Source organism: Fibrobacter sp. UWB12 (assembly GCF_900142485.1).
GTDB lineage: Bacteria > Fibrobacterota > Fibrobacteria > Fibrobacterales > Fibrobacteraceae > Fibrobacter.
The window spans coordinates 358,774-382,771 of the sequence record NZ_FRAZ01000002.1; the positions used below are offsets into that span (position 1 = coordinate 358,774).

Consider the following 23,998-nt stretch of genomic DNA (forward strand, 5'->3'; position numbering starts at 1 on the left):
TTATTAGAATATCTTAATATAAAATTCTCTAATAACTCAGAGCTCTTAACTTATTTTTTGAAATGCACAAACCCACTATTGACTATTGACTAAAGACCATTGACTAACAACTAATGACTCCAGATTCTTTGAAACGTTTGCGCGAGTGGTTCAGGGCAAACGCGGCAGAATTGCCGTGGAGGCTTGCAGATTTGGATGCGCCGCGTGATGCGTATGCCGTATGGATCAGCGAAACGATGCTCCAGCAAACGCAAGTTTCGACAGTCAAGGATTATTTTATCCGCTGGATGAAACGATTCCCGGATATAGAAACTCTTGCAAAAGCAGATGAAGCCGAGGTATTCAAGTACTGGCAAGGACTTGGATATTACAGTCGTGCAAGGAATATACTGAAAACCGCAAAAATTGTTGTTAACACACATAGAGATTGCCACGCCCCCTGTAAGGGATCTCGCAATGACGTAGAAAACGAGTTCATCGTTCAATTGCCGGAGACTCGCAAGGAACTTGAAGCGTTGCCGGGCATTGGCGCATACACTGCAGGGGCAATTCTAAGCCTTGCATATCACAAGCGTGAAGCGATTTTAGACGGGAATCTCGTTAGGATTTTTAGCAGGCTTTATGAGCTTGATTTTTTGCCGACAGAAAAAAACTGCGCAGAGATTTATTGGGAATATGCGCGGGAGGTAGCAGATTCACCAAAGGCGTATATGCACAACGAAGCGCTAATGGAACTGGGGCGAACCATTTGCAAAATAAAATCCCCGCTTTGCGATAAATGCCCGATTAACAAGGAATGTAAAGCGTTTGCTGATGGACGAGCCGCAGAATTTCCGCCCGCCAAAAAGCGCACCGAAAAAAGTTGGCACGGGACCGTACTCATCGTTGAAAGCGCCGATGAAAAAATCCTCGCCGTAAATGGTGGCCAAAAGTTCTTAGATGGTCAACTTGCACTCCCCCATTTTGAAAGCGCTCGCCACGCAACTGTTGCACTCCCCGCTAAAGCAGAAGAATACATCAACGCCGATGAAGTCAAATCGCTAAAACATTGCGGAACATTCCGCCACAACATCACAGTTCACAAAATCGAATGTGATGTATTGCATGTGCAACTTTCAACAACAGCAAAAGCAGCGCATTTACCGAAATTGAATGCGAATAGCAACAAGCCAGTTGCATTTGAATGGATAGAAAAAGCGAAAGCCTTTGAGACCTTCGCGAATAGCTTTAGCTTAAAAGCTTTGAAGAAAATATTTAATTAAAACGCTTTCTTTGCAGTGCAGAAGAAACGAACTCGGCTATAATTGCCATTAGGTGTTTCGACAACTTCATCACCAATAGCCTGAATAATCGAGCCAGCTAAAGTAATTCCCCATTTCGGGAAACGCTGTTCAAACGTAACGTCCCAATACCAGTCCCCTTTTACAATAAACGGGTCTACAGAACGAAGGTTCCACTCGGCATCGCTCCTATAGCGTAGTGAATGGGAAATACGGAAAGTCTTTTTAATAAGCCAATCAGCATTAAATGAAACAAAAAATTCAGACGGATTCACTTCGAAACGTTTTTCTTTACCATCAATGCGTTCAAAGCCCGTAAGCGTTGTAAACTTAAGCAAGTCCTTGTACCAAAGTTTCAGCCAAAACTCACCCGTTACGCCCTTAATCCAGGAATTGATTCGAGCAACATCGCCATGGCGGAACGTATAACGGCCGTCTTCCACATATTCCTTTGTATCAAATGTTTCTGCACCATATTCAGCCCAAAAACTGCCACGGAATCCAACGCCAAAGAAATCCGTAAGAGAATCTTCAACGCCAACATAAGCCTGCAACAAATTCATTCGGCCACTTGCAGTAAGCGAAATTGTATCGCCATCAAAATACTCATAAGTATCGGCAAGCGGATTGAGGCGCGTACCTGCAATATTTTTTCCACCGACAGTCACATGCATTTTTTCAAGAACGGGCACGCGATATTCAACACTGTCTTGCACAAGCCAATCTCTATCATTGACACCAAACATTACATCAAACTTGAGTTGATCCATCGGGCGAACGCGCATTTCGAGGAACGGCCACAGTACGCGATTATCCATCAGCCCTGTATATACAACGCCATCATCATCAAGAAAACGGAAGGCCAAACCAGCAGAAAGCTGAAGCATTCCACGTTTGCAGTTTTCACCACAATTGTAAAGAATAGAGCCATTTACCTCATGGCGTTCACCAGATTCTTTTTTGCGTTTATCCTGATATTCTGCATTTTCAAAAACAAACGTTGTAGAGAAATTCCAAAAATCGGCACGAGATTCGACACGCGGCTTATAATGCACAGGAATCCATCTGGAACTTTCTGTAAAGAGCCAAATGTACTCCATTCCGGCAAGCACAGAAGCATTTATAAAATCGTTCGTAAACCCAAGTCCACCGTAAGCAGAACTGAACATGGGCCAGTTTTCACCAAAGAACGAGAACGTTCCATCGACAGAACTTCTTCGATAATCAACCATTCTGGTACTGTAATGATCATCTTGGAACAAGCGGAATGTTGCCCAAAGACCATGCCACAGCGGTGTTCGCACGCCGGCTTCCAAAATCGGAGTTCTATTGCCGGGTCGTTCACTTGGCTCCGTCAAGAAATCCTGATAAATTAAATCACCCACTTCATTACCGGTTTTCATCCAAACAGAAGGAGTTTCAATAGGATCCCAGCTTGGCAAAATAGACAAACGATTAAAAAGTTGGCGATAACGCAATTTACGGGGTGTCCAAATTTCACTTTCGGAATGAATACCGCCAGCACCAAGAGCACGATCAAAATAGAACGTCGGAGAGCCTACCAAAAACGTTCCATCGTCACGAGAGACAACTTCCATACCTTCCATTTCTGGATCGATTGAAGCAAAAGCAACACCTGCAGAAACGGCAAATACAGATATTATTTTATTCAATAAGGAGTTCATTACCAAATACTCCTTTCAAAAGTGAGGCCAGCGTAAAGCATATTAGAACGTTTGGGAAGAGTCCAAAGCTGTTCCCACATAACGTGGAATCCGGCGCGGTATTCTTTATACTTGAATACAGGCAAACTTATTCTTGCATACCAACCGAACTCAGTTTCATTATCCGTCAACGTTCCTCCGCGCTTATTTGCAAAGGTTTCTTCGGCATCGGCACGTGTCCAACTGCAAGAAAATCCTGCACCAAGAACTACCGGCTGGATAGTTTTCCACTTCCAATCAGCACCAACGCGGCCCATAAACTGATGAACGCCATAGTAATAAATATCCGTTCTCGGTTTGAAATAGGCGTATTGGAACATCACAATTCCATCAACGTTTTCCCAATAAGTGTAGTGAATTCCGACTCCACCATATAACGTATTTTTGACAGCGTCCATCAAATCGCCCATCGGGTAAATTTCGCCGCCTTCGAGAAATACGGACAAATGTGAAAACGAGATATCGTTTGCAACAGCAAGAGAATCGTTTCTAAACGCGAACGAGTCCTCCCCTGCATGCAAAATCGACGCCAGTCCTAATGCTAGAATCGTAATGAGTTTTTTCATTTTTTGTATTCCAAAGCTTGCGCAAAAAAGCCATCTAAACGAGAATCTTTGAGACCAGGCAAAACAGATTCACCCACTTTTACAAATTCAGGATGCGCTTTTAGGAAACGTGCGATAACGCGTGTTGTTTCCGTCGGATCGGGGCTGCACGTGGCATACACAAGGCGACCGCCAGATGCGAGTGCGGTAGACGCATTTTCTAGAATCTTGAATTGCAATTCAGCAATTTCGTTGATGGATTCAGGAGTTATGCGATAAACGGATTCCGGACGACGAGCGATAACGCCCATGTTGCTACAAGGAACATCGAGAAGGATGCGGTCAAACTTCGCCTCAGATGAGAGACGAGAAGCCATGGGGGCTTGCGGGACTGCGTCGAGATCAATGGTTTCGGTTTTGATGTTCGTAAGGCCTAAGCGGGTCATCAGGTCTTGCATTTTTTCGAGACGCGAAGCGGACGAATCGCTCGCGAGAATTTCAAGCGAGCCATCCATTTCAGCCATGAGAGCGGTCTTGCCGCCAGGAGCGGCACAAGCATCCCACACTTTCAATCCCGGCTTCAAGTCCAAGAGTTTCACGACTTCAAAAGCAGACGGATTCTGGAACGAGAAAAGACCGTTCACAAATTCAGGCGTTGCAAGCAACAACTTAACGCCAACATCTCGCGGAACTTCGATGTAGCGATCGTACAGAATCGAAGAACCCGTGATACCGAGTTTTTCGGCAAGCACCGGAGCGCTCGTCTTTTGCAAGTTCACGCGAATCCATTCGGTTGGACGTTCAAGCGTTGCTTTAGCCAACGCTTCGGCATGGTCGCCGCCGTAAACGTCGAACCAGCGACGTACAAGCCATTCGGGAACAGAATTTTCGACGCTTACGCGGCGGACACGCTGCGGAGGCAGCGTGGGCACGCCTTGACGGCGAGCCGTGCGAAGCACAGCATTCACGAGTCGCGCCGTGCTTTCGCCAAGATTTGCAGACTTCGCCAGTTCCACACTAGCATTGATGGCCGCATAATCCGGCACATCCATAAAGAACATCTGGAAGAGGCCCATTTCAAGAATCACGCAGGCTTCACGCGACGGCATTTTCTTCGTAAGCGACTTTACAAAATATTCGAGGTACAAATGCCTGCGGCAAACGCCTAAAGCAAGTTCCATCGCAAATGGAGAAAGTCCACTTTCCTTGATAAACGAGCCGTCTTTTTGCCAAAGCAAAAGGACTCGAAAGGCATCTTCACGTTCTGTTAGCAAAATTGAAGTCCCTCGCGCTTTTGGATTCCACGCATAAAGTCTGCTACAGGCATAGGCTTTTTACCTTCGGCCTGAATTTCAAGCACTTCAAGAACGCCATCGCCCGTTCCGACGAAGAGGCGGTTGTCCTTAAACTCAACAACGCCCGGCGCAAGCTTCGGACCATTTTCAGGAGTATCCGTCTGGCGGAGATACACCATGCGGCCACCGAGCTTTCCATATCCACCCGGCCACGGGTTGAACGCACGAATGCGGTTGTGAATCGTGAGAGCCGGAAGATTGAAGTCAATCAAACCTTCTTCTTTCTTGATTTTCGGAGCTCCACTAGCCTGAGCATGATCTTGCGTCAAATCCTTTTCGCAGCCATTCTTGAGTTGACTAATAGCATCGTCCAAAGCATCGCAGCCCGGAACAACCATCTTGTCGAGCAAGCTCGCGGTCGTATCCTGATGGTCAATTACAACAGTGCGTTGGGCAAGGATTGGACCATGATCCATCTTTTCGTCCAGGCGGAAAACGGTCACACCCGTTTCCTCGAGGCCATCGGCAATGGCACGCTGCACCGGAGCAGCGCCGCGGTACTTCGGGAGCAAACTGCCGTGAACGTTCACGGCACCAAACTTCGTGATGCCCAGAATGTTCTTGGGCAAGATGGAATACGCCACGACGACATACAAATCGGCATCGTACTTGCGGAGATCCGCTTCAAATTCGGGGGACTTCAAATCGGTCGGCTGTAACACCGGCAAATTATGGTTCAAGGCAGTTACCTTGACAGGTGGAGGCGTGAGCACACGGCCACGGCCTGCAGGACGATCTGGTTGTGTGACAACCGCTAAAACTTCGTTATCGGAAGCAATTAAATGCTCCAAGAAATGAGCCGCAAATTCCGGCGTTCCCATAAATACAATTTTCATATCGTAAAATATAACTATTAGAAAGCATTTCAAGTCTTATATAAAAAGCACTTGCTCTAGTATAAGCGAGAAGTTTAAATAACTATAGAAACAGAAACAAATCGTTGAGAGAATAAAAGCGTCGGCCAAGGATGGGGAGGGTGCAGGGAGGGGCCCGTGCGGCCTTCGCAACTCCGAGCTGGGGCCCCGCCCGCATAATCTACTTTTTGCATTAAAAAAAACACCTTTGGCGTGAGCCCTTATTTTCTATCTTTGCGCGCATGCGAATTCTTTTACAACTCGCCCTGATTTTAGGGATTTGCTACGCAGGCGACTTAATTCACGATTTCACGGGAATTCCCGTGCCCGGCAACATTCTCGGGATGCTCATCCTACTTCTTTTGCTTTGCCTAAAGATTGTCAAATTGGAGCAAATTCGCGAGATTAGCGATTTCTTTTTAAAGCGGCTTGCATTCTTCTTTTTACCGCCAGCAATTGGATTGATGCTCGTTGGCGACGACGTTAAAAGTGAGTGGCCGTTGCTGTTATTTCTCTGCATAGCCATTACGGTCATCACTATGGCTGCAACAGGCTGGACCGTACAACTGTTGAACAAAAAATCAAAAAATAAAGACTAGTTTATGTTCGGCATCATTCTTACCATTATCGCTTATGAAATCGGGGTTTCCATCCGCAACAAATGGCGAAACCCACTCCTTAATCCCATTCTGATTGCAACAATTCTCATTATCGGATTTTTGACCATCACGGGCATCAGCTATGATACATACAAAGTCGGTGGTGATTATATTTCGTTTTTCCTCGGACCTGTAACGGTTTTACTTGCTGTTCCTTTGTACAGACACATTCAGGCGCTAAAGAGCAATTGGTTGCCGATTTTAGCGGGGATTTTCGTGGGTTGCATCACGAGCATCGTTTGCGTTATTGCCTGCGCCAAGGTTTTCAACTTGAGCAAAACGTTGATGCTTTCGCTCATTCCAAAATCAATAACCATTCCGATGGGTTCCGTTGTATCCGAGCAAATTGGCGGTATTCCGTCCATTACGATTGTTTCGATTGTCATTACAGGAATCACGGGAGCTGTCACGGCACCGCTCGTTTGCAGATTTTTCCGTATCAAAAATCCTGTGGCACAAGGCGTTGCCATTGGAACTGCAAGCCATGCACTCGGAACGACCAAAGCAATGGAAATCGGAGAAGTTCAAGGAGCAATGAGCAGTTTATCAATTGGTGTGGCGGGTGTGATGACCGTATTCGTGACACCTGTACTGCTTAAAGTGTTCGGGTAAAACAAGATGGTGCCCCGGCACTTGTCCGGGGTGACAATGTAAAAGCGAGAAATAATGGATCCTGTTCCTTCGAACCTAAGAATTGTAAGGCAATAAATTGCCAACAATTCTATATCGTCGCTTCGCTCCTCAGGATGACGAAGCGCGGGCGATTCAAAGCAGCTATTTCACTTGATTTTTTCCGATTAGGACAGTCGAGATTATGCTTTCAGCTTCTGGAATATCTAGAAGCTTTTTCAATTCGTCATGGTAAAAGAAATGTTCTTCACGAGCAGTCTTGTTAAGCAAGCGCGCTGAAACGTATAGCGATTCCGTAAGTACGCCAGCATTCAAGTTCATGTAGCGGTAGCCTCGGTTGCCAAGCACATTGCAAGACTCGTTCAAGTTAGAAGTCAGCACCACCGCAAACATGGCATTTTGAACTTGTTCGGGAACAGCAAAGCACTTGACAAATCTTTTCGGATTTGCAGAACCATTTTGCATATAAATGGACTTGCGTACCGGAATATAGCGGTACACGCCCGCATACACGAACATCACATCAAAAACGACAACCCAAATTTTGATAAGCCCTGCGCCAAAAGCATTGATTTGAGCCAGTTCCAACCAACGTAACAGCGAAGAGAAATCGTCCAAATCAAGTGTTCCGTGAGCAAACGGGGCCTTTATTTTACGGTCAGCACGCAAATACCAAAGTTCGCGCAAATAGTATTCGTTCGTGAATTTCGAAGGCGTAAGCGGAAATTCATCACCGGGCAACGCTTGAGCATTCAAGCGGCGCACCTTCATACAAAGGTTCAAATCATCAATATTTTCGAGATGATTCTGCAACAAGAATCGCGACGGATAGCGCGAGATATCGACACTATTTTCGCCTTCGCCCACGTAGGCATTCATTTCGGCATGGTTCGAATAAGCTAATTCACCGACACCATCATCGACGGAATTGAAAGCAACCATGCTTTTTTCAGGGAAAATGGCAATAGCCGCCATCGGCATTTCCGTAGCACCAAACTTGAGCGCAACCGCTATAGAATCATCGACAAAGCCACCAAGTGTGAATACCTTTTGCCCTCTCGACTTTGCAAGAAGAATCGTATTCGCACATGCCGAGCCAACATCCATTTGCACTTGCCGGTACGCGGCTTCGCGGAAACGCCAAACAGCCCGTTCAAGAATCCCCGTATAAAGAAAAATCGTTTGTGCTTCAGTTACAAACTCTTGTTCTGGGAACGCAGAAAGGATAGCCTTACGAACATCCTCACCACCCAGTTTTACAAGTTTGGAATCATCGCGATCAACATAATAGACGCCATCGGGAACTTCTGTATTATGCGTTATGGCATAAACACCAACAGGATCCAAATAATCTGCCGAAATCGGTGCCAAAAGAGGCATAAATCCAGCCGTGAGAGGGTACCTCATGCACCCATCATAACGTTTATCAGCATACGCTTGTTTTTCCCAGTGCATTATGACCGGATCCCCACTTCCATGAGGAATGTACTGAGTCGATTCGTGATAAATTTCTGAGAAATAGCGCATCCGGCCAAAAGATAAAAAGTTTATTACATGTCAAGCGAACCATGTCAGTTAAATGAAAGTTTTTCCAACGTATTTTGTACAAAAAAAAGGAATTTTAGGCAAAACACTTAATACAGTTATTTTTGCCATCTCCGTTTTTCTCTTTTATATAGTTATATGTCCTTTATATTTTTTTATGAAGAAAATGAAAACCCTCAAGAGGCTTTATGCAGTTCAAGAAATTTTCCACATCATTAAGTGTTCTCGGAATCGCAACAGCAATGGCACTAACCGCCTGCAGCGACGACAACTCCAACATGCAGTTCGCGAATAACCCGGGCGCAGGCACGGAAAACCCGGTTCCGGGTTCCAGCAGCACCATCGATCCAACCTCTAGCGATGCCGTAATTGACCCGACATCCAGTTCTGCCACGGTGGTTGATCCGTCAACACTCCCTGCCGAAGGCCCCATCACACTCCCGCAAGGGCTCGGCGTCTTGGTCGATGACTTTGAAGACGGCGACAACCTGAGTATTTTCGATTACTGGTACACTTACAACGATAACGACAACGGCGGCGCATCCATCATTACAACCCCGCTCAACACCGAAGAAAATATCATCCCGGGCCGTGTCAACAACGGTTCCAATTTCGCATTGCAAGTCAACTACACGCTTGACAGGGGCGAATACGAATACGAGCCGTATGTGGGCTGGGGCGTTCAGGTCGCACCGGACAGTGCCAACGGACGCTTTGGCGGGATTACATACTGGTACAAGGGCGGCGCCCACGAAGTCCACATTGAAATTTCCGATGTCAAAGACTACGACGTGCATCTCGCTAAAGTCGCAGCTTCTAGAACTTGGAAACAAGCCGTCATCCGCTTCAAAGACTTAGTCCAAGGCGGCTGGGGCAAAGAAGTGGCATTTGACGCAAAGCACATCAGCGCCATCAGCTTCCAGGCTAAAGGCAACAAGACCAAGGCTGTTACAGACTCTCTCTTTATAGACAACATTTACTTGCAAGATTCTACTGAAGTTGAAAAAGATCAGCCGGATATGGAAATCAAGGATCCAGTCATTCCGAACGTAACCTTCACAGAAGCTGAAATTACGGTGACAAACCCGCTCCAAGCCAAAGCTATGAAGTACCTCAACAAGGGCGTCAACTTTACCAACTGGCTCGAAAATGCCGATGGCAAGTTCAAGTCTTTTGAATTGGGCGAAAAAGACGTTCAGATTCTTGCCGAAAACGGCTTCAAGAGCCTCCGCTTGCCGATTGACCTCGACCTGTACGCCACGAACCGCGATGCATTCGTAAAAGGCACCGATGCAGAACTCAAATTCGATGACGACACATTGTTCATGGTCCTCGACTCCTTCGTAGAATGGACCGCCAAGCACAACATGTCTTTCGTAATTGATTATCACGAATATGACAATAGCTACAACACCACAAGCGCCAAGGACACGAACTATATCAAGATGATGGCAGAAACGTGGAAGCATGTGGCCGCCCACTATGCTGAAAATACTCGCGAAGACTTGTTCTTTGAACTTTTGAACGAACCGGACATGAGCAATGGAAAGGTTACCGCAGCCCAGTGGACCGTTGCAGCCCAGGCCATGATTGACGCCATCCGCACGGTTGACACGAAGCACACCATCCTCTTCGGTGATGCCCAGTGGTACTCCATCACGCTCCTTGCCAAGCGCACTCCGTTCACCGATGACAACATCATCTACGTAATCCACACCTACGAACCGTTCGCCTTCACGCATCAGGGTGGTTCTTGGACCGACTACGCCACGATTCACGACCTTCCGTTCCCCTACGATCCGGCAAAGTGGTCTACGGTTTCTGGCGACTTCGGTGTCAACAAGAGCACAAAGTCCTACGTGAAGACCAACATCAAGAACTACTACAAGACCGGCAGCAAGGAAGCCATTTTGGAACAGATTCTCAAGGCCAAGAAGTGGGCCGCCACCAACAACGTACCGGTGATTATCAACGAATTCGGCGCATTGAACCTCCGCTCTACTGCAGAATCTCGCCTCAACTACCTCACGGCCATGCGCGAAATCTGCGATACGCTCCAGATTCCTTGGACGCACTGGGGCTACACCGGCAACTTCTCCGTGATTGAAAACGGCAAGTTGATCGAAGGTCTCGATAAGGCTCTCGGCGTCGGAAAATAAATTTCCTCCTTAAACCCCAACAAGCTCAAAGCTGCGCAGCAATGCGCAGCTTTTTTTTGTAATTCAGAATTAACAATTTTGAATTAAAGGTCAAGGCAAAAAATTATAAGTAGACTGCATAACTTTTTGTAACAAAAACATATGCAAAATAAGTACGGTTGATACAGTCATGCACACAAACCCAGTTTTTACGAAATCGTTGGGAGAACTATATTACGTATTTTTATAGAACAACAATAACAATCCTCATCTCCTCCAAATTAAGCCGCATGAGCAATCATGCGGTTTTTTATTTATGCGTCATTTTCTAAATTACCATTATGAAGTTTAAGATTAAGAGCATTTGGGCAGTCTGTTCCGCATTGTTTTTAGCGGGAACAGCAAACGCAGCTGGATTTTACGGCAATCAAAGCGATATTAAATGGAAAACCGCCGGCACGGAACATTTCCAGTTCATCTACCCGATGGAATATTCCACGCACGCCGCAAAGGTTTCTGCCTACGCCGAAGCCGTTTACGATTCCGTAACATGCCGTTATCACAAAGCACTTCCGGGCCGCGTGAGCGCAGTTTTGAACAACGCCCTTTACAGCAACGGCAGTGCCATCCCGAGCGAAAACGCCATCAATCTTTGGCTCACCAACTGGGACTTTAAAATTCGCAGCAGCCACGGCTGGATTTCGGATGTGGTCACGCATGAATTTAGCCATCTCGTGAGCATCGAAAGCGGAAGCAAAACATTTCCGAACCTTTACGGCATTCAATTCGGTTTTTCGGACTACTATAACGAACGCACGCGAACAGACTTTATTTCCATGATTCCGTTCACGTTGCAGCCGCTTTGGTTTGCAGAAGGAACCGCACAATACGAATCATCCCGCATGGGATTTGATGCTTGGGATACGCACCGTGACATGCTCCTCCGCACAGCAGCACTGAACGATAGCCTATTGACGCTCCCCTACATGCACGAATTTTCGGACAACTCGCTCCTTGCCGAACTCGGGCCCTACACGCAAGGTTTTTCGCTCGTGCTCTACATCGCAAAGCACTATGGTGACGAAGCCATCCCGAATATTTGGAAAGAACTCGGAAAGCCGTACCGCGCCACGCTCAATGGCGCAATCAAGAAGGTTTTAGGCATTTCTGAACAGCAACTTTATGACGCCTGGAAAAAGGAAATCACAGAACATTACAAAGCACAAAAAGATTCTCTTGGTACATTAGTCGAAGGTATCAAAATTACAAAGGATGCATTCTGGCAAGATTTTCCTGTCGTGAGCGGCAAGAACATTTATGGTGTATCGAATTTTGGCGGCCCGTGGTTTGACGGAAGCGTTTTTAAAATTCCGCTGGAAGACACGCTGAAGACGAGTGAGGATACTGCGAAAGTCGCGGATTCCACGAAGGTCAACAAGACTCAAGATTCCTCGAAGGTCGAGATTGGCGATATCGAAGTCGAAGGAGCAGACAGCAGCCTCATCAACATCGGAGATTTTGCAAAGTCCGGATTCAAAGCGAAAAAGCCTTGGTTCGACAAGGGTATTGACGTTTTCGACGACAGTACGCACGGCCCCATCCTCGCCTACATCAGCTACCAGAATCGCGATAAGGATGGCCACGCACACTTTGACATCGCGTTAAGCGACACGAACAAGAATCTAGCAACACTCACCTATCTCGCCGATGCAGTCTACCCGTCTTTCAACAAGCAAGGAACGGAGATTGTATTCGTTAGACGAGAACCATTCAGCACAAGATTTGTATTGAGCAAAGTTCCGTTTAAGAGCGACTTGAAAAACATCACCTCCGAAGAACCCATTGATATTTTCAAGCCCGATTCTTCGCGCCTTTACTACAACATTTACAGTCCCAAGTTCAGCCCAGACGGAAAGCGCATTGCGTTCAGTTTCTTTGATGATGCACAGCGCGGAATTGCGGTTATCGACACGAACGGTGCGAACTACAAAATCGTAAGCACAACAGGTTATGATGAACGTGATGTGGCATGGCTCGATAACGACAAAATCATTTTCGCAAGCAACAGAAACAGCATTTTCAACTTGATCGAAAAAGACTTGAACACAGGCAAGGAACGCGCCTTGACAAACGTCGTTGGTGGCGCATTCACACCGACACTCTCTGGCGACACGATTTTCTTTACGCAGTACGACAAGGACGGTTTCTCGCTTTACAAGTTGCCCTACAAGAAAGAAGCTGAACCTGTTTACCGCGATAGTATAGTTGTCTCGACTCGCGATAGTGTTATACAAACTATCGACACCGTTCAAGTCGCATGTTCCGATACGGCGAATATCGCAGATACAACAAAACCCGTAGCAACAGCAAATACATCAGATTCCGCAAGTTGCACCGTTCCCAAAATTGTTCTGCTCAAAGACGTGAAACAGATTGAAGTTCGCGATACCATCAAAGTTGCCGTCATAGATACAACGCAACGCGAAATCATATTGCACGGAACGCTCCCGCAAAAGATTCACAAGGAACTCGAGCTGGTCGACCGCGAATTTGCAGGTGCCGAACGCAACTACAAACCAATCCCCAACATTCCGCTATTCGTCCCTATATTAAGCTTTAGCGAAAACGCTCCTAGTTTGACCGTTTTCGGCGATGGTGAAGTCAAAGCAAAAATTGGGCTTGCCGTTGTCATTAGCGATGCACTCAAGAAAAACACCGTGCAATTGGGATTATTACTCGAACTCGGGAAAGGTCTTGACTACATCAATGGTGATGGGCTCAATCCCCGACAAGAAAAGGAATTCTTTATTGCATGGGACAACCGCAGCACACCTATTGATCTTGGACTTTCTTACAGCTATGCAAACTACACCAACAAGGATACAATCCGTGTCGAAGATGTTGGTGCAAACAAAGGCGACAGCATCAAAACGAGCAATTATGCCTTTGCAACGCAAGCCGTTACAGGAACCGCAGGCTATAGCATTTTCAAGAGCATCGACACACTGCAAGCCGCCATCAGTTACGATTGGTCGAACGTAAACTTTTACGACGACACCATTGAATGGACATACAACAAACGATTCAGCGCCACAGTCGGATTCGGACTTTTCGGAGACCACGAAGGCGAAGGAGGCTCTGGAATTTCGGGGCAAGGAAACGGACTACTCGTTTATTACCAATACGCCAACAGCGACCTCAGCCGACCAGGCGCCCTCTATGTTACACCAGAAGGTCAAATCAAAACTCATTACAGAAACTTCACGACTCATCAAGTTGGACTTAACTTGTACGGAAGTTTGCAGACTCCGCTCTTGGGTGCACGCCTTGCCGCTGGCGGAAAAATTTCAAGCATCATCAACTGGAATACGGACGATGTAAGTGACACATTAGATTCGTACTTCTATACGACGGTATTCCTCGATGGTTACCCCTACTTGCGCAGTAACGAAGACTACGCTCTATCCGGAACCAAAACGGCAATTGCCGAACTCCATTACCTCTACCCCATTTACGATGACTGGAGGCACAATCTTTGGATATTCACAACGCATAGTCTTTATGTTGATGTGTTCTCGCAAATCGGTGCCGCTTGGAATGGAGACTTCTTTACAGACAAGTTTACAAAGCATGGATTCTGGGACCGTTCTGTGGGTTTAAGTTTCCGCATGAGCAACAAGATTTGGGGAAGTATTCCTATGGATATTTCGCTCACGTTTGCCCGCGGGCTTGACCGCATTGGCGAAGACAGCGATTTGCATGGCGGATGGAAGTTGGATCCGATTCACTTGACGTTCTTGCCCAAGGTGCTCCGCCCGACAAGAATCAAGTTTTCCATTGGGATGGGATTTTTGAACTCATGGCAATAAAAAATTGCCAATTATAAATCAAAATAGTACTTCATGCGGGCGGGGCCCCAGCTCAGAGTTGACGCCTAACGGCGTCAGCGGCTTCACTCGGTTATGCCGGTCTGCAAGCAGCCCGTCGCAACACTCGTTTTGCACGCTACTGCGAAGGAAATACCTTGGCCGACGCTTATTGCATTATAAAACGTATCTGCAATTATAACTGTGTATGCAATTCTAGACTTCTATAAGCGAAAGGCGGCTGAGGCCGCCTTTTTTAATGTTTAGTAGTTGAAGCTTGGGGTTTTCTTGGCTTCGCCGGGGAGGAGTTGGCCGGGGCTTGTGCGTTCGGCATCTCGACCTTTGAAATTCGGATTGAGCTTTTTGATTTCACGCGACTTGACTTCGGCCTGAACATCGAGCAAATGACGCTCCCATTCTTGGATCGCACCATCGAGTTCTACACGAGCGTTCAGCATCAATTCCTTAAGCTGCATGAGTTCCAGCATCCGTTCTCGCTTGAGAACCCAAAGTTCTTCTTCTTCGGGCATGCGTTCGATATTGAACAATAAGTTCAAATATTTTTCTTCGGCCTCGCGATACGCTTTGTACGTATCCTCGTAAACAAGATTACGGTCATCGGCCATCGTCTGTTGAGACGACACATGAGTTGCGCAGCCAATGAAATTGCAGGCTAAGGGAAGAAGCAATAGAGGGTAAATTCGCATGCTATTCAAAGTACAAAAATTTACTCGGCGGGTTCGGCCACTTCACGCTTGATGTTGTAAAGTCTTTCGTGCGTCACATGGCTCGTAAACGTGACAGAATCCTTTGTTTCAGGATGTATCATCGTGTGCGTTCCGACCTTGACTTCACGTTCCTGACAAGGAAGTCCCGTTTCTGGTTCAATCATGACTTCGAACTCGGTGCGATAATCGCCCTTGAGACCAGCAGTGTAAGACTTGAACTTATCAGGAACAATCTTACTACCCACATGCTGTTCCCAAACGAAATACGGGAAGCTTTCGCTTTCTTGCAAGTAGACTACGTAGTCCAAGCACTTGCGGTGGTCGCGGTTCGTAAAGCCCTTTGTCACCACGGAGTCAATCTTGATGAGCGCGAAATTGAGGCGTCCCTGCTGCTTAAGGAGTTCAGTTACATTACCCTTGACCGGTACCACACCCTTGAGCAAATGGTCCATTTCCCAACGGTGCTTTTCCAAGCGCTTGAGATGCGGCTTGTACTCGGGATTCAACAGCTGGTCACGCCAACGAGAAGGCATCGGGATATGGGCAAGCAATGTATCGTAGCCGTCGTCAATCCCTGTGAGATTCGTCACATTGCGGTCAACAGCCGAAAGATTTACTTCCTTGATGCGCCAAGCAAGTTCTGTGGGCATAAAATTCTTGAGATATCCACGAGACTTGTCGATTACATAGTTACGCTTGACAAGCATCGTATCGCCCTTGGATGAGTAATTCAAGTCCGCATACGTTGCCGTAATCGTTCCCATTTTTTCTTCGCCCTTCAGGTCCAAAGTCGCATAATAACTTTCGGTATACAGTTCCAATGTAACTGGAGAGCTTAATTTATAATCAACAGTAACTTCAGATTCACCGCAAGCGGTAAGCATTGCAGCGACAAACATTCCACTCAAGAATTTTATTTTATTCATCAAATTAACCAATTATTGATTGACAATAGAAAGCTGTTTTGTAGCAATCAGGCCGTTTTCGGACGAGACTTCAATCACAACCGTTCCAGGAGCCTTGAGTTTCGTCATTTCGCGAGCTGTTGCATAGCCTCCGCGACGAGAACGCCCTTCGAGCGTGTAGGAATCAAGCCTGCTTGTAACTCGAGCCTTGTGTTCCCAAATTTGCGGCCCCTTGTTTTGAAGCGTACCTTCGTAGAACGCAATTTTCAGTTCATTAAAGTCAAATCCTGTACCATAACGAACTTGAACGATGAGCTCGTCGGCCATGCGGAACACGCTACCGGTATCCGCAACAATATTCACAGCCGGATTCCACTCACGGCCGCAAGCGATGACGGGTTCAGGTTTAGAACAGCCAGCAAACATCGCACCCAATGCAAGTGTTGCAAGCATCATGACTTTTTTTGAGTTTTTCATTGTATCCCTCTATTTTTTCCCAACAGCACTTTTTAAAATAGCAAAAAACTATCTGTCAAGTACAAACATCATTTCAAGATGGGGTGTTTGAGGGTAAAAAGCGAAGCCTTCGGCATGGGAAAGCGTAAAACCGGCCTCGGCGAACTTGGCATAGTCACGAGCAAGGGTCACGGGGTCGCAAGAAACGTAAATCAGGCGGTTCACGGAGCTTTTGACGATGGCAGAAAGGGCTTCTTTGGGGAGTCCCGTTCGCGGAGGGTCCACGATGAGGGTTGCAGGCATGTCTACAACGTTTTCAACGAGCCAATCTTCGGCAGGGGCCGAGACATTTTCAATTTCAGAGGCACGAGATGCCGCAGGATCTTTGGAGGACGCCGCTGTAACAGACAAATTAACCTTTGCATGTTTTAAGCAACCATCTTCACGTTCGACGGTCGTAATCTTTTTGAACTTGTCCTGCAAAATGCAAGCAAAGAATCCGACACCGCTAAACAAGTCAATTAGCCAATCGTTCGTTGCCTTACCGCTTGCAAGACCTTCATCGACCGCCTTGCGCACCGCATCGACAAGCTTCGGCAAAAGGCCCAAGTTGCTTTGGAAAAACACGGAGGCATCCGCTTCGATTTTGCGGCCGCCAATTTCAACGATGCTTATGGCATGAGCGTCGAATTCGGACTTGTGCATTCCGGGGTAGTAAAACGAAACCTCGCCCGCACCGTTATCGAAAATGTTCACATCGATATCGCGACGACCGCTCGGATTGCGAATGAAAGAATCGCCGGAATTGCGTTTGGAATCGCCCGCAAGAAGTGCCGCGGCAGGTCCACGTAAAAATTTATTCAAACCGTCCGTGAGCACAGGGCAATTTTCGAACGGGACAATGTTGTTGCTTTCTTCGCCACGGAATCCAAAGACAGCTCGTTTTGCAGAACCTTCACGATTCGACGAACTTGCGCCGCGATTTTCTGGGACTGCGCCGCGATTAGAACCACCGCAAAATACAACTCGAGCACGGTTCCTATAACCCCAGGCGTTCCCCGTATGGATGACAAAATCTTCGGGCAATTCCGCATGAGCGAGGCGCTTAAAATTTTCGCGTTCGACCATTTCCAGATACTCCGCTTGCTTTTCGGAGGCTAGATGTTGCAGGCTACAACCGCCACACTTGCCGTACAGCGGACAACGCGGCTTCACACGATCAGGACTAGCTTCCAGAACTTCGACAACGCGGCCTTTGGTAAAATCTTTCTTTTGGAATGTGAGTTGCACTTTGCAGAGTTCACCCGGGAGCGCCCCCGCCACAAAGCACACTCGACCGTCATCCAAACGCGCCATGCCTTCACCGCCCTGCACCATCTTTTCGATGCGCAGTGTCAAACATTCACCACCACGTGGTTCTCGACTAAAATCTCGGCGGTCATTATTGCGGTTCAAGCGCGGGCCTTTAAACGAGCTACCATTGCCCTTAAAGCGGTTGTTTCTGCGGAAATCTGCCATGAATGTAAAAATAGAAAATGTTTAACGAGCACATCCATTCATCTCCGATTTTTGCGTTTTTAGCCGAAATTTCAACATTCCTGAAAGAAAACGGGGTTGATTTAGCACAGCCATGTTTTAAAATTTTCTAAATTGTCGCCCAATGGAAACGACATCGATAGTTTTGCCTAGCGCACTGACTGCGGCGAACAGCAAAAGGCTGCTCTCTAATTGCAGGAGTGCTCTCTCCAAAGGGGAGCTTTATCTTGACGGATCAAGCCTGACCTCTATGGACTACAGCGCCGATGCCTTTTTTGCACTTTTAGCGGAACTTTCCGAAAAGACGGGCAACAAGCTTGTCCTCGCCCACTTTTCCCCGGAAATCAAGCAACACTTGCAGAACCTCCGCAAGATGGAGCCGCCCGAAAGACCTCAACGCGAGACAAATAATGTTCTCGAAATGATGGGTAACATCGGGTTCATGCTCATCCGAGAAACGTTCGAAGTTCTCAAGCTCCTGTTCATGTCCATTTACTGGACGGTTATCGGTCCGTTTGACAAGGGTAAAATCCACTTTGGCGGGATTACCAAGCAGATGTTCAAGTCGGGCAGCGAAGCCATGGGAATTTGCTTCTTGTTCGTGGGGCTTATCTGCCTTACGATGGCCTTGCAGAGTTCAGTGATGTTGAATGCTGTGGGCGGCGGTTCTTACCTCGCTTCGGGGCTTGGGTTCCTTATTTTTGCAGAAATCGGCCCGCTCCTTACAACGATTATTTTGGCCGGGCGTTCCGGCAGTGCCATGGCGGCAGAAATTGCAAACATGAGCGTTTGCGAAGAAGTCAAGGCGTTAAAGTCCATGGCCATCCCACCGGTGCAGTACCTTGTTGTCCCGCGATTCATTGCGTTAAGTGTCACGACACCGATCCTCTCGTTTAGCGCATCCATCGTCGGTAGTTTTGCCGGATTCCTCATTGCGTATTTCTTCTGCGATATTTCCTTCTCGAATTACATGATGGGGCTCCGCGACGGCATCGACCCGATGACCTTCCTCAAGAGCACCATCAAGGCACTCGTGTTTGGCTGGATTGTAACGCTCATCGCTTGCAACAAGGGCTTGAACGCCCATGGCGGCGCAGAAGCAGTCGGTAAAGCGACTACGTCAAGCGTTGTGGCAGCCATTTGTACCATCGTGATTTCTGACACCCTTTTCGCCTTCATTTTCTACTAGAGGTCAATATGGACGAAATTCTAAAAGTTGACCATTTGAAAGCGAGCTACGGGAACGAAACAATCCTCAAGGATATTTCGTTCGGCGTCAAGAAGGGCGAAATTCGCATGGTGCTCGGCAGTTCCGGTTGCGGCAAATCGACGCTCCTAAACAACGTGCTCAAGTTCATCAAGTCGGACGAAGGCACGATTACGTACTTCGGAAAGTCATTTGGTCCCAAGGATGGTCTCGACAGCGATACCCGCATGCGTACTGGAGTCTTGTTCCAGAGTGGCGCACTACTTGCGGACTTGACCGTTGCCGAAAACGCGATGCTCCCGCTCAAGCGTAGCATGCCCTACATGCCCAAGAGCCAGATGGAAGCGATTGTCGCCGACCGTCTTGAAAAAGTTCACTTGCTCCACGCGTTCCACAAGTACCCCGGCGAAATTTCTGGCGGTATGAAGAAGCGTGCAGCCCTTGCCCGCGCGATAGCTCTCAAGCCAGAACTCCTGTTCTGCGATGAACCGTCCACAGGCCTCGACCCGGTGACCGCCCGTTCGCTCGACGAGCTGCTCCTCGAACTGCGCGACACGCTCGGCGTTTCGATGGTGATTGTGAGCCACGAACTGGAAAGCATTAAAATCGTCTGCGACCGATTCGTTTACCTCAAGGACGGATACGTTTTGAAGGATGCGACGCTCAAAGAAGGCATGGAATCAGACGACCCGATTCTCAGGCATTTCTTTAACAGGCAATGTCCCAAAGAAAACAATGCCACGGACTTTTACAACTTTGAATTTATTGATTGAGTTGAAGATATATGGAAACCACCCGATCCGAAAGAATTAAACTAGGCGCATTCATGCTCTTTTGCGGAGTATTGATTTGCATATTCCTAGGCTATGTGCTCAAGCGTTACCTGAGCGAGCAGTTCGACAACTACTACACCATTTTCGACACGGACGTAAATGGACTTTTCGTCGACGCCAAGGTGAAGTTGAACGGTATCTCCGTCGGTAGCGTCACAAGCATCACGATTAACGAACAAAACTTGAATCAAGTTGTCGTTGCATTCAAGGTCACACAAGGAACGCCTATCAAGAAAGGAACTCGAGCAGGGCTAACCGCAGGCATGAACCTTACCGGTGAAAAGCAAGTCATTCTTTCTGGCGGCACCTTCAGCGAACCTAACGTTCCCGAAGGCGGTTACGTTCCAGCAGCAGCTTCGATGTTCGACCAAATTACAGGACAGATGGGCGACATTTTTAACAAGGCGAATCCGATTGTAGACGGACTTGCCCGTGTGCTGAATCCGGAAAACGCAGAAAGCATTTCGCGCACGCTCAAGAACCTCGAAAAGACGACCGAAAACTTGAGCAACTTGACCGCCGATATTAGAAAGCCGCTCAACACCATGAGCAAGTCTGCCGTTTCTTTGCAAAAGATTCTTGCCGAAATCGAAGAGGCAAAACTCGCCGCCAAGGCCGACACAAACCTCACTGTGCTTAGGGAAAAGCTCGAAGCCATCGACACCAAGGGTTTGAACGAGAACCTAATGCAGACGGCAGAATCCATGAACAAACTCACACAGCGTGTTGACGCCATGGTTTACAAGAACGAAGACCAGGTCGGGAACGCAGTGGAAGAACTCAATACGATTCTTGAAAACCTCGAAGAATTTACCCAGAAGATTAAGAATAACCCGTCCGCACTCATCCGCACCGAAGGCAAGAGCGGTCGTTAAGAAGGAGAATTGATTATGAAAGCAAATCGTTTGTTGGCTGTCGCCGCCCTCCTTTCGGCATTCACGCTCACGGGTTGCCTCGGAGGATCGACGGAACCGTCCCGCTATTACACTATTTCTGCAGAATCGATTTCGACATCGGGTACTACAAGTGACACCCGCATTCACGTCCGCAAGTTTACGATTGATCCGGCTTACCAGCGCAGCAACATTGTCTATCGCGAATCGCCTTATGACTTTATGTTCTACGATCTGGATTTGTGGGCAACGCGCCCTGAGCAAATGCTCACGCAAGTGACAGGCGAATATTTAGTCAAGAGCAACCTCTTCAAGTCCGTTGATTTAAAGCCGATGGGCAAGCCGAATTTTGAACTCTTGGGCAATGTCGATGCGATTGAAGAAATTGACGAAGGCAGCTCGCAAGACGCTCACCTCGCTGTGCAGCTCACATTCCGTAAGGTCGGTGAAGATACTCCGCTGTGGGAAAAGCGCTACGACGAACGCCAAAGCATGAACAAGCGCGACGCGCATTCTGCCGCCGAAGCGCTCTCGAAGCTTTACGCCAAGTACATGCAGGACGCACTTTCGAATATTGCAAATGTGAAGTGACTTTTACGTCATAGAAAAAGGCGGGCATTGCCCGCCATTTTTTTTGCAATGTTTTTACTTAATAAAAAAGATCATAATTACATTCATGAGGAGCCAAAGAATACATCCTGCAATGACGCCTTTCTTTTCATGCTCATCATATTTATCAATATCACAGTAAGGGCATACTTGTTTAAATCGACTTGCCGCAATCAACGCGACAAAAAGATTATAAAAGAGAACAAGAGCCAATTCCGCAAGGCAATACAAATAAAACCTAGATTCTATATACGAAGCATTTACTGTAAAGCCTGCCATAGATTGTTCAATAAACTTATCCGCAAACTTAAAGGCACCACGTGGTATAAAACAGACACCAAAAACATACCAAAAGAACGATTTACTTGTATTTTTTAAATCCGATAAATGAGCCAAATAACAAACAATCGGTCCTCCAAAAAACGCAGACCACATAAACATATCAGAATACGGATAGTAAGCATTTGATTCCTGTTCCACCGGTGTTGTTTCGGTCATGGAATTTTCATCGTTATTTTCTTTAGTGAAAATCTTTTTTCTTTGCTCACGATACTTTGCGGTTTCTTTTTCAAGATCAAACGACATTTTACACCCCCTCTTCACTATTTCTAGATGCAGAATAGACAGGAATATCCTTTTGCTTTTTTCTTTTTTTGCGTTGCATTATAAAGCCAGTCAATCCAACTAAAATGCCGCCCCATACAGAACATGTAGAAACCACAATTAGTATAATCCGAGTTAATGTTATGGAATTATCTGCAAAATATTGAACTAAATCAAAGTGTTCCCCACCTATAGCAGCAACTACAGAAAGAGTATCGTCTTTCTGAACGTTCAAGATCAAAGTATCATTACATTCATCACCATTACAAAGCATTATTTTACGCTGAATAGTCGGCCATTCTGGCAACTGCGTTTTTTCAACATTCTTTATAGTCCTGATCAATTGTTCAACAACGTTTTTATCATCTGCTTGGATCTTATAAGTAAAATCCCCACTTTCATAATGCACAACAAACCGAGACGGATAAAGCGTAAAACCATCGCCATCATATTTCAGTCCACCGGCCATTATTTCAAGATTCGACAATTTTCCATTGCCTTGATCACATATACCCAGAGTAACCCCCACAAAGACAGCAAGAGTTATTCGAATTAAGAATTCGCTTATTTTATTTGTTTTCATTGTATTTTCCATTTTTCCAGACTTACCCTCTATGTATCGTGGGTACGCTGGCTAGCAATTTTTTCGTGTAATCGTTTTGCGGGTTCGTGAGGACTTCATCGGCGGGGCCGTGTTCTACGGCGTGGCCAAAATACATCACCAAGACTTCGTCGCTCAAAGCGCGAACCACTTGCATATCGTGACTGATAAATAGGATGGAGAGTCCTAGTTCATTACGCAAATCGTCGAGCAAATGCAAAATTTGAGCCTGCACGGACACGTCCAATGCGCTCGTCACTTCGTCACAGAGCAACACCTTCGGGCGCACCATCAAGCTACGCGCAATGCAAAGGCGCTGGCGCTGGCCGCCCGAAAACTCATGCGGGAACTTGTCCATTGCACCAGCCGGGAGCGAAACACGTTCCAAAAGTTCCCGAGCACGCTTGCAGGCTTCATCGAACGAGACTCCTCGAGCAATAACGGGAGCGGTCAAAATTTCCGTTACCGTCTGACGCGGGTTCAAGCTACTGAACGGATCCTGAAAAATCATCTGCACCAAGTCCGAAACTCGGACAGCATCCTTAGCCGAGCCCACTTTTCCGCCATTCACCGGCAGTCCGAACAAATTAACACTACCCTTAGCAACGGGCACAAGCCCTACTAAAGATTTTACGAGAGTCGATTTTCCACAGCCCGATTCCCCCACAATAGAAAGAATTTTCCCCTGCGGAAGCATAAAAGACACATTGTCAACTGCGGTAAAATAGTCCTTGACTTTGCTAAAAACACCACCACGAATCGGGAACCGTACCGTAAGCCCGTTTACCTCGATGGCAGGGACATTACTATCAAATTTTTCGATATTCATCAAGAGTCCAACTCGGCAAGAGCATCCTGAACGTTCTTTTCGGTCGCAATCAAAATTTGACGACACTTGCGCAAAAGCTGCGTAGCCTCTTGAACCTCCAGAGCAAGTTCATCAATTTCCATCTCGGAATTGTCGATTTTCGAGAGAATTTCTTCTAAACGCGCCATTGCGTTTTTATATTCAAAATTTTGCTCACTCATGT

The 23,998-nt window shown here is 46.9% G+C and carries 22 protein-coding genes; 9 read left to right on the forward strand and 13 right to left on the reverse strand.

Features of this window, described 5'->3' with window-relative positions:
- Positions 1 to 113 precede the first annotated feature (113 nt).
- Positions 114 to 1,262 (forward strand): A/G-specific adenine glycosylase, encoded by a 1,149-nt coding sequence (locus tag BUA34_RS04015; protein WP_072827449.1) that lies wholly within the window; start codon positions 114 to 116, stop codon positions 1,260 to 1,262.
- Here the strand turns inward: BUA34_RS04015 and BUA34_RS04020 are convergent.
- Genes BUA34_RS04020 through fmt form a run of 4 tightly spaced genes read right to left on the reverse strand, consistent with a single transcriptional unit; the run spans position 1,259 to position 5,740 of the window.
- The gene (locus BUA34_RS04020) at positions 1,259 to 2,965 is read right to left on the reverse strand and encodes a hypothetical protein (RefSeq protein ID WP_072827450.1); all 1,707 of its coding nucleotides are present in this window, start codon (positions 2,963 to 2,965) and stop codon (positions 1,259 to 1,261) included. The two genes, BUA34_RS04015 and BUA34_RS04020, sit on opposite strands and share 4 nt — an antisense overlap.
- Positions 2,965 to 3,570 (reverse strand): hypothetical protein, encoded by a 606-nt coding sequence (locus BUA34_RS04025; RefSeq protein WP_072827451.1) that lies wholly within the window; start codon positions 3,568 to 3,570, stop codon positions 2,965 to 2,967. Before BUA34_RS04025 ends, BUA34_RS04020 begins: the two co-directional genes overlap by 1 nt.
- The gene (locus BUA34_RS04030; RefSeq protein ID WP_072827452.1) at positions 3,567 to 4,823 is read right to left on the reverse strand and encodes a transcription antitermination factor NusB; all 1,257 of its coding nucleotides are present in this window, start codon (positions 4,821 to 4,823) and stop codon (positions 3,567 to 3,569) included. The genes BUA34_RS04025 and BUA34_RS04030 overlap by 4 nt, the downstream gene beginning before the upstream one ends.
- Positions 4,817 to 5,740 carry a methionyl-tRNA formyltransferase gene (gene fmt, locus BUA34_RS04035; RefSeq protein ID WP_072827453.1) on the reverse strand — a complete coding sequence of 308 codons (924 nt, stop codon included), beginning with the start codon at positions 5,738 to 5,740 and terminating at the stop codon, positions 4,817 to 4,819. The genes BUA34_RS04030 and fmt overlap by 7 nt, the downstream gene beginning before the upstream one ends.
- Positions 5,741 to 6,000: 260 nt before the next feature.
- On the opposite strand from fmt, the gene BUA34_RS04040 reads away from it, so the two are divergent.
- Complete coding sequence (locus tag BUA34_RS04040; protein WP_072827454.1) at positions 6,001 to 6,357, forward strand: CidA/LrgA family protein; 357 nt, start codon at positions 6,001 to 6,003, stop codon at positions 6,355 to 6,357.
- Between the two features lie 3 nt (positions 6,358 to 6,360).
- A complete protein-coding gene (locus BUA34_RS04045; protein ID WP_072827455.1) occupies positions 6,361 to 7,029 on the forward strand; it encodes an LrgB family protein in 669 nt (222 codons plus the stop codon).
- A 162-nt stretch (positions 7,030 to 7,191) separates the two neighbouring features.
- Here the strand turns inward: BUA34_RS04045 and BUA34_RS04050 are convergent, their stop codons facing one another.
- A complete protein-coding gene (locus tag BUA34_RS04050; protein ID WP_254794317.1) occupies positions 7,192 to 8,454 on the reverse strand; it encodes a nitroreductase family protein in 1,263 nt (420 codons plus the stop codon).
- 326 nt (positions 8,455 to 8,780) lie between these two features.
- Here BUA34_RS04050 and BUA34_RS04055 point away from each other — a divergent pair, with 326 nt between their 5' ends.
- A complete protein-coding gene (locus tag BUA34_RS04055) occupies positions 8,781 to 10,751 on the forward strand; it encodes a cellulase family glycosylhydrolase (protein ID WP_072827457.1) in 1,971 nt (656 codons plus the stop codon).
- A gap of 320 nt (positions 10,752 to 11,071) precedes the next feature.
- Complete coding sequence (locus BUA34_RS04060; RefSeq protein ID WP_072827458.1) at positions 11,072 to 14,599, forward strand: TolB family protein; 3,528 nt, start codon at positions 11,072 to 11,074, stop codon at positions 14,597 to 14,599.
- Between the two features lie 260 nt (positions 14,600 to 14,859).
- On the opposite strand, the gene BUA34_RS04065 is transcribed toward BUA34_RS04060, so the two are convergent.
- From BUA34_RS04065 to BUA34_RS04080, 4 genes are read right to left on the reverse strand one after another with little or no spacing between them, the layout of a single operon-like run.
- On the reverse strand, positions 14,860 to 15,285 hold the full coding sequence (locus tag BUA34_RS04065; protein ID WP_175545419.1) for a hypothetical protein: 426 nt from the start codon (positions 15,283 to 15,285) through the stop codon (positions 14,860 to 14,862).
- A gap of 38 nt (positions 15,286 to 15,323) precedes the next feature.
- Positions 15,324 to 16,250, reverse strand: coding sequence for a hypothetical protein (locus BUA34_RS04070; RefSeq protein WP_072827460.1), 927 nt, complete (start codon positions 16,248 to 16,250; stop codon positions 15,324 to 15,326).
- A gap of 12 nt (positions 16,251 to 16,262) precedes the next feature.
- Positions 16,263 to 16,706, reverse strand: coding sequence for a hypothetical protein (locus BUA34_RS04075; protein WP_072827461.1), 444 nt, complete (start codon positions 16,704 to 16,706; stop codon positions 16,263 to 16,265).
- A gap of 48 nt (positions 16,707 to 16,754) precedes the next feature.
- Positions 16,755 to 18,203 (reverse strand): class I SAM-dependent RNA methyltransferase, encoded by a 1,449-nt coding sequence (locus BUA34_RS04080; protein ID WP_072827462.1) that lies wholly within the window; start codon positions 18,201 to 18,203, stop codon positions 16,755 to 16,757.
- A 142-nt stretch (positions 18,204 to 18,345) separates the two neighbouring features.
- On the opposite strand from BUA34_RS04080, the gene BUA34_RS04085 reads away from it, so the two are divergent.
- The 4 genes from BUA34_RS04085 to BUA34_RS04100 are packed head-to-tail and all read left to right on the forward strand — an operon-like array spanning position 18,346 to position 21,745.
- Positions 18,346 to 19,410 (forward strand): ABC transporter permease, encoded by a 1,065-nt coding sequence (locus tag BUA34_RS04085; RefSeq protein WP_072827463.1) that lies wholly within the window; start codon positions 18,346 to 18,348, stop codon positions 19,408 to 19,410.
- An 8-nt stretch (positions 19,411 to 19,418) separates the two neighbouring features.
- The gene (locus tag BUA34_RS04090) at positions 19,419 to 20,201 is read left to right on the forward strand and encodes an ABC transporter ATP-binding protein (RefSeq protein WP_072827464.1); all 783 of its coding nucleotides are present in this window, start codon (positions 19,419 to 19,421) and stop codon (positions 20,199 to 20,201) included.
- A 53-nt stretch (positions 20,202 to 20,254) separates the two neighbouring features.
- Positions 20,255 to 21,136 (forward strand): MlaD family protein, encoded by an 882-nt coding sequence (locus tag BUA34_RS04095; RefSeq protein WP_254794318.1) that lies wholly within the window; start codon positions 20,255 to 20,257, stop codon positions 21,134 to 21,136.
- Positions 21,137 to 21,151: 15 nt separating this feature from the next.
- Positions 21,152 to 21,745 (forward strand): ABC-type transport auxiliary lipoprotein family protein, encoded by a 594-nt coding sequence (locus BUA34_RS04100; protein WP_254794319.1) that lies wholly within the window; start codon positions 21,152 to 21,154, stop codon positions 21,743 to 21,745.
- Between the two features lie 54 nt (positions 21,746 to 21,799).
- Here BUA34_RS04100 and BUA34_RS04105 read toward each other — a convergent pair whose 3' ends face one another.
- From BUA34_RS04105 to xseB, 4 genes are read right to left on the reverse strand one after another with little or no spacing between them, the layout of a single operon-like run.
- Entirely contained in the window at positions 21,800 to 22,348 is a 549-nt protein-coding gene (locus BUA34_RS04105) for a hypothetical protein (RefSeq protein ID WP_072827466.1), read from the reverse strand.
- 1 nt (position 22,349) lies between these two features.
- Positions 22,350 to 22,961: a hypothetical protein gene (locus tag BUA34_RS04110; RefSeq protein WP_139255868.1), complete on the reverse strand. Its 612-nt coding sequence runs from the start codon at positions 22,959 to 22,961 to the stop codon at positions 22,350 to 22,352.
- Between the two features lie 10 nt (positions 22,962 to 22,971).
- On the reverse strand, positions 22,972 to 23,796 hold the full coding sequence (locus BUA34_RS04115; protein ID WP_072827468.1) for an ABC transporter ATP-binding protein: 825 nt from the start codon (positions 23,794 to 23,796) through the stop codon (positions 22,972 to 22,974).
- Positions 23,796 to 23,996, reverse strand: a complete 201-nt coding sequence (gene xseB, locus BUA34_RS04120; protein ID WP_072827469.1) for an exodeoxyribonuclease VII small subunit — start codon at positions 23,994 to 23,996, stop codon at positions 23,796 to 23,798. The genes BUA34_RS04115 and xseB overlap by 1 nt, the downstream gene beginning before the upstream one ends.
- Positions 23,997 to 23,998 lie beyond the last annotated feature (2 nt).

What these genes read in the sequence shown, in the direction of transcription:
- BUA34_RS04115 (WP_072827468.1), bottom strand. Translation starts at nt 23,796, where the DNA reads ATGAATATCGAAAAATTTGATAGTAATGTCCCTGCCATCGAGGTAAAC.
- fmt (WP_072827453.1), bottom strand. Translation starts at nt 5,740, where the DNA reads ATGAAAATTGTATTTATGGGAACGCCGGAATTTGCGGCTCATTTCTTG.
- BUA34_RS04020 (WP_072827450.1), bottom strand. Translation starts at nt 2,965, where the DNA reads ATGAACTCCTTATTGAATAAAATAATATCTGTATTTGCCGTTTCTGCA.
- BUA34_RS04015 (WP_072827449.1), top strand. Translation starts at nt 114, where the DNA reads ATGACTCCAGATTCTTTGAAACGTTTGCGCGAGTGGTTCAGGGCAAAC.
- BUA34_RS04110 (WP_139255868.1), bottom strand. Translation starts at nt 22,961, where the DNA reads ATGGAAAATACAATGAAAACAAATAAAATAAGCGAATTCTTAATTCGA.
- BUA34_RS04095 (WP_254794318.1), top strand. Translation starts at nt 20,255, where the DNA reads ATGCTCTTTTGCGGAGTATTGATTTGCATATTCCTAGGCTATGTGCTC.
- BUA34_RS04090 (WP_072827464.1), top strand. Translation starts at nt 19,419, where the DNA reads ATGGACGAAATTCTAAAAGTTGACCATTTGAAAGCGAGCTACGGGAAC.
- BUA34_RS04100 (WP_254794319.1), top strand. Translation starts at nt 21,152, where the DNA reads ATGAAAGCAAATCGTTTGTTGGCTGTCGCCGCCCTCCTTTCGGCATTC.
- BUA34_RS04025 (WP_072827451.1), bottom strand. Translation starts at nt 3,570, where the DNA reads ATGAAAAAACTCATTACGATTCTAGCATTAGGACTGGCGTCGATTTTG.
- BUA34_RS04040 (WP_072827454.1), top strand. Translation starts at nt 6,001, where the DNA reads ATGCGAATTCTTTTACAACTCGCCCTGATTTTAGGGATTTGCTACGCA.
- xseB (WP_072827469.1), bottom strand. Translation starts at nt 23,996, where the DNA reads ATGAGTGAGCAAAATTTTGAATATAAAAACGCAATGGCGCGTTTAGAA.
- BUA34_RS04045 (WP_072827455.1), top strand. Translation starts at nt 6,361, where the DNA reads ATGTTCGGCATCATTCTTACCATTATCGCTTATGAAATCGGGGTTTCC.
- BUA34_RS04085 (WP_072827463.1), top strand. Translation starts at nt 18,346, where the DNA reads ATGGAAACGACATCGATAGTTTTGCCTAGCGCACTGACTGCGGCGAAC.
- BUA34_RS04060 (WP_072827458.1), top strand. Translation starts at nt 11,072, where the DNA reads ATGAAGTTTAAGATTAAGAGCATTTGGGCAGTCTGTTCCGCATTGTTT.
- BUA34_RS04080 (WP_072827462.1), bottom strand. Translation starts at nt 18,203, where the DNA reads ATGGCAGATTTCCGCAGAAACAACCGCTTTAAGGGCAATGGTAGCTCG.
- BUA34_RS04050 (WP_254794317.1), bottom strand. Translation starts at nt 8,454, where the DNA reads ATGAGGTACCCTCTCACGGCTGGATTTATGCCTCTTTTGGCACCGATT.
- BUA34_RS04070 (WP_072827460.1), bottom strand. Translation starts at nt 16,250, where the DNA reads ATGAATAAAATAAAATTCTTGAGTGGAATGTTTGTCGCTGCAATGCTT.
- BUA34_RS04055 (WP_072827457.1), top strand. Translation starts at nt 8,781, where the DNA reads ATGCAGTTCAAGAAATTTTCCACATCATTAAGTGTTCTCGGAATCGCA.
- BUA34_RS04075 (WP_072827461.1), bottom strand. Translation starts at nt 16,706, where the DNA reads ATGAAAAACTCAAAAAAAGTCATGATGCTTGCAACACTTGCATTGGGT.
- BUA34_RS04105 (WP_072827466.1), bottom strand. Translation starts at nt 22,348, where the DNA reads ATGTCGTTTGATCTTGAAAAAGAAACCGCAAAGTATCGTGAGCAAAGA.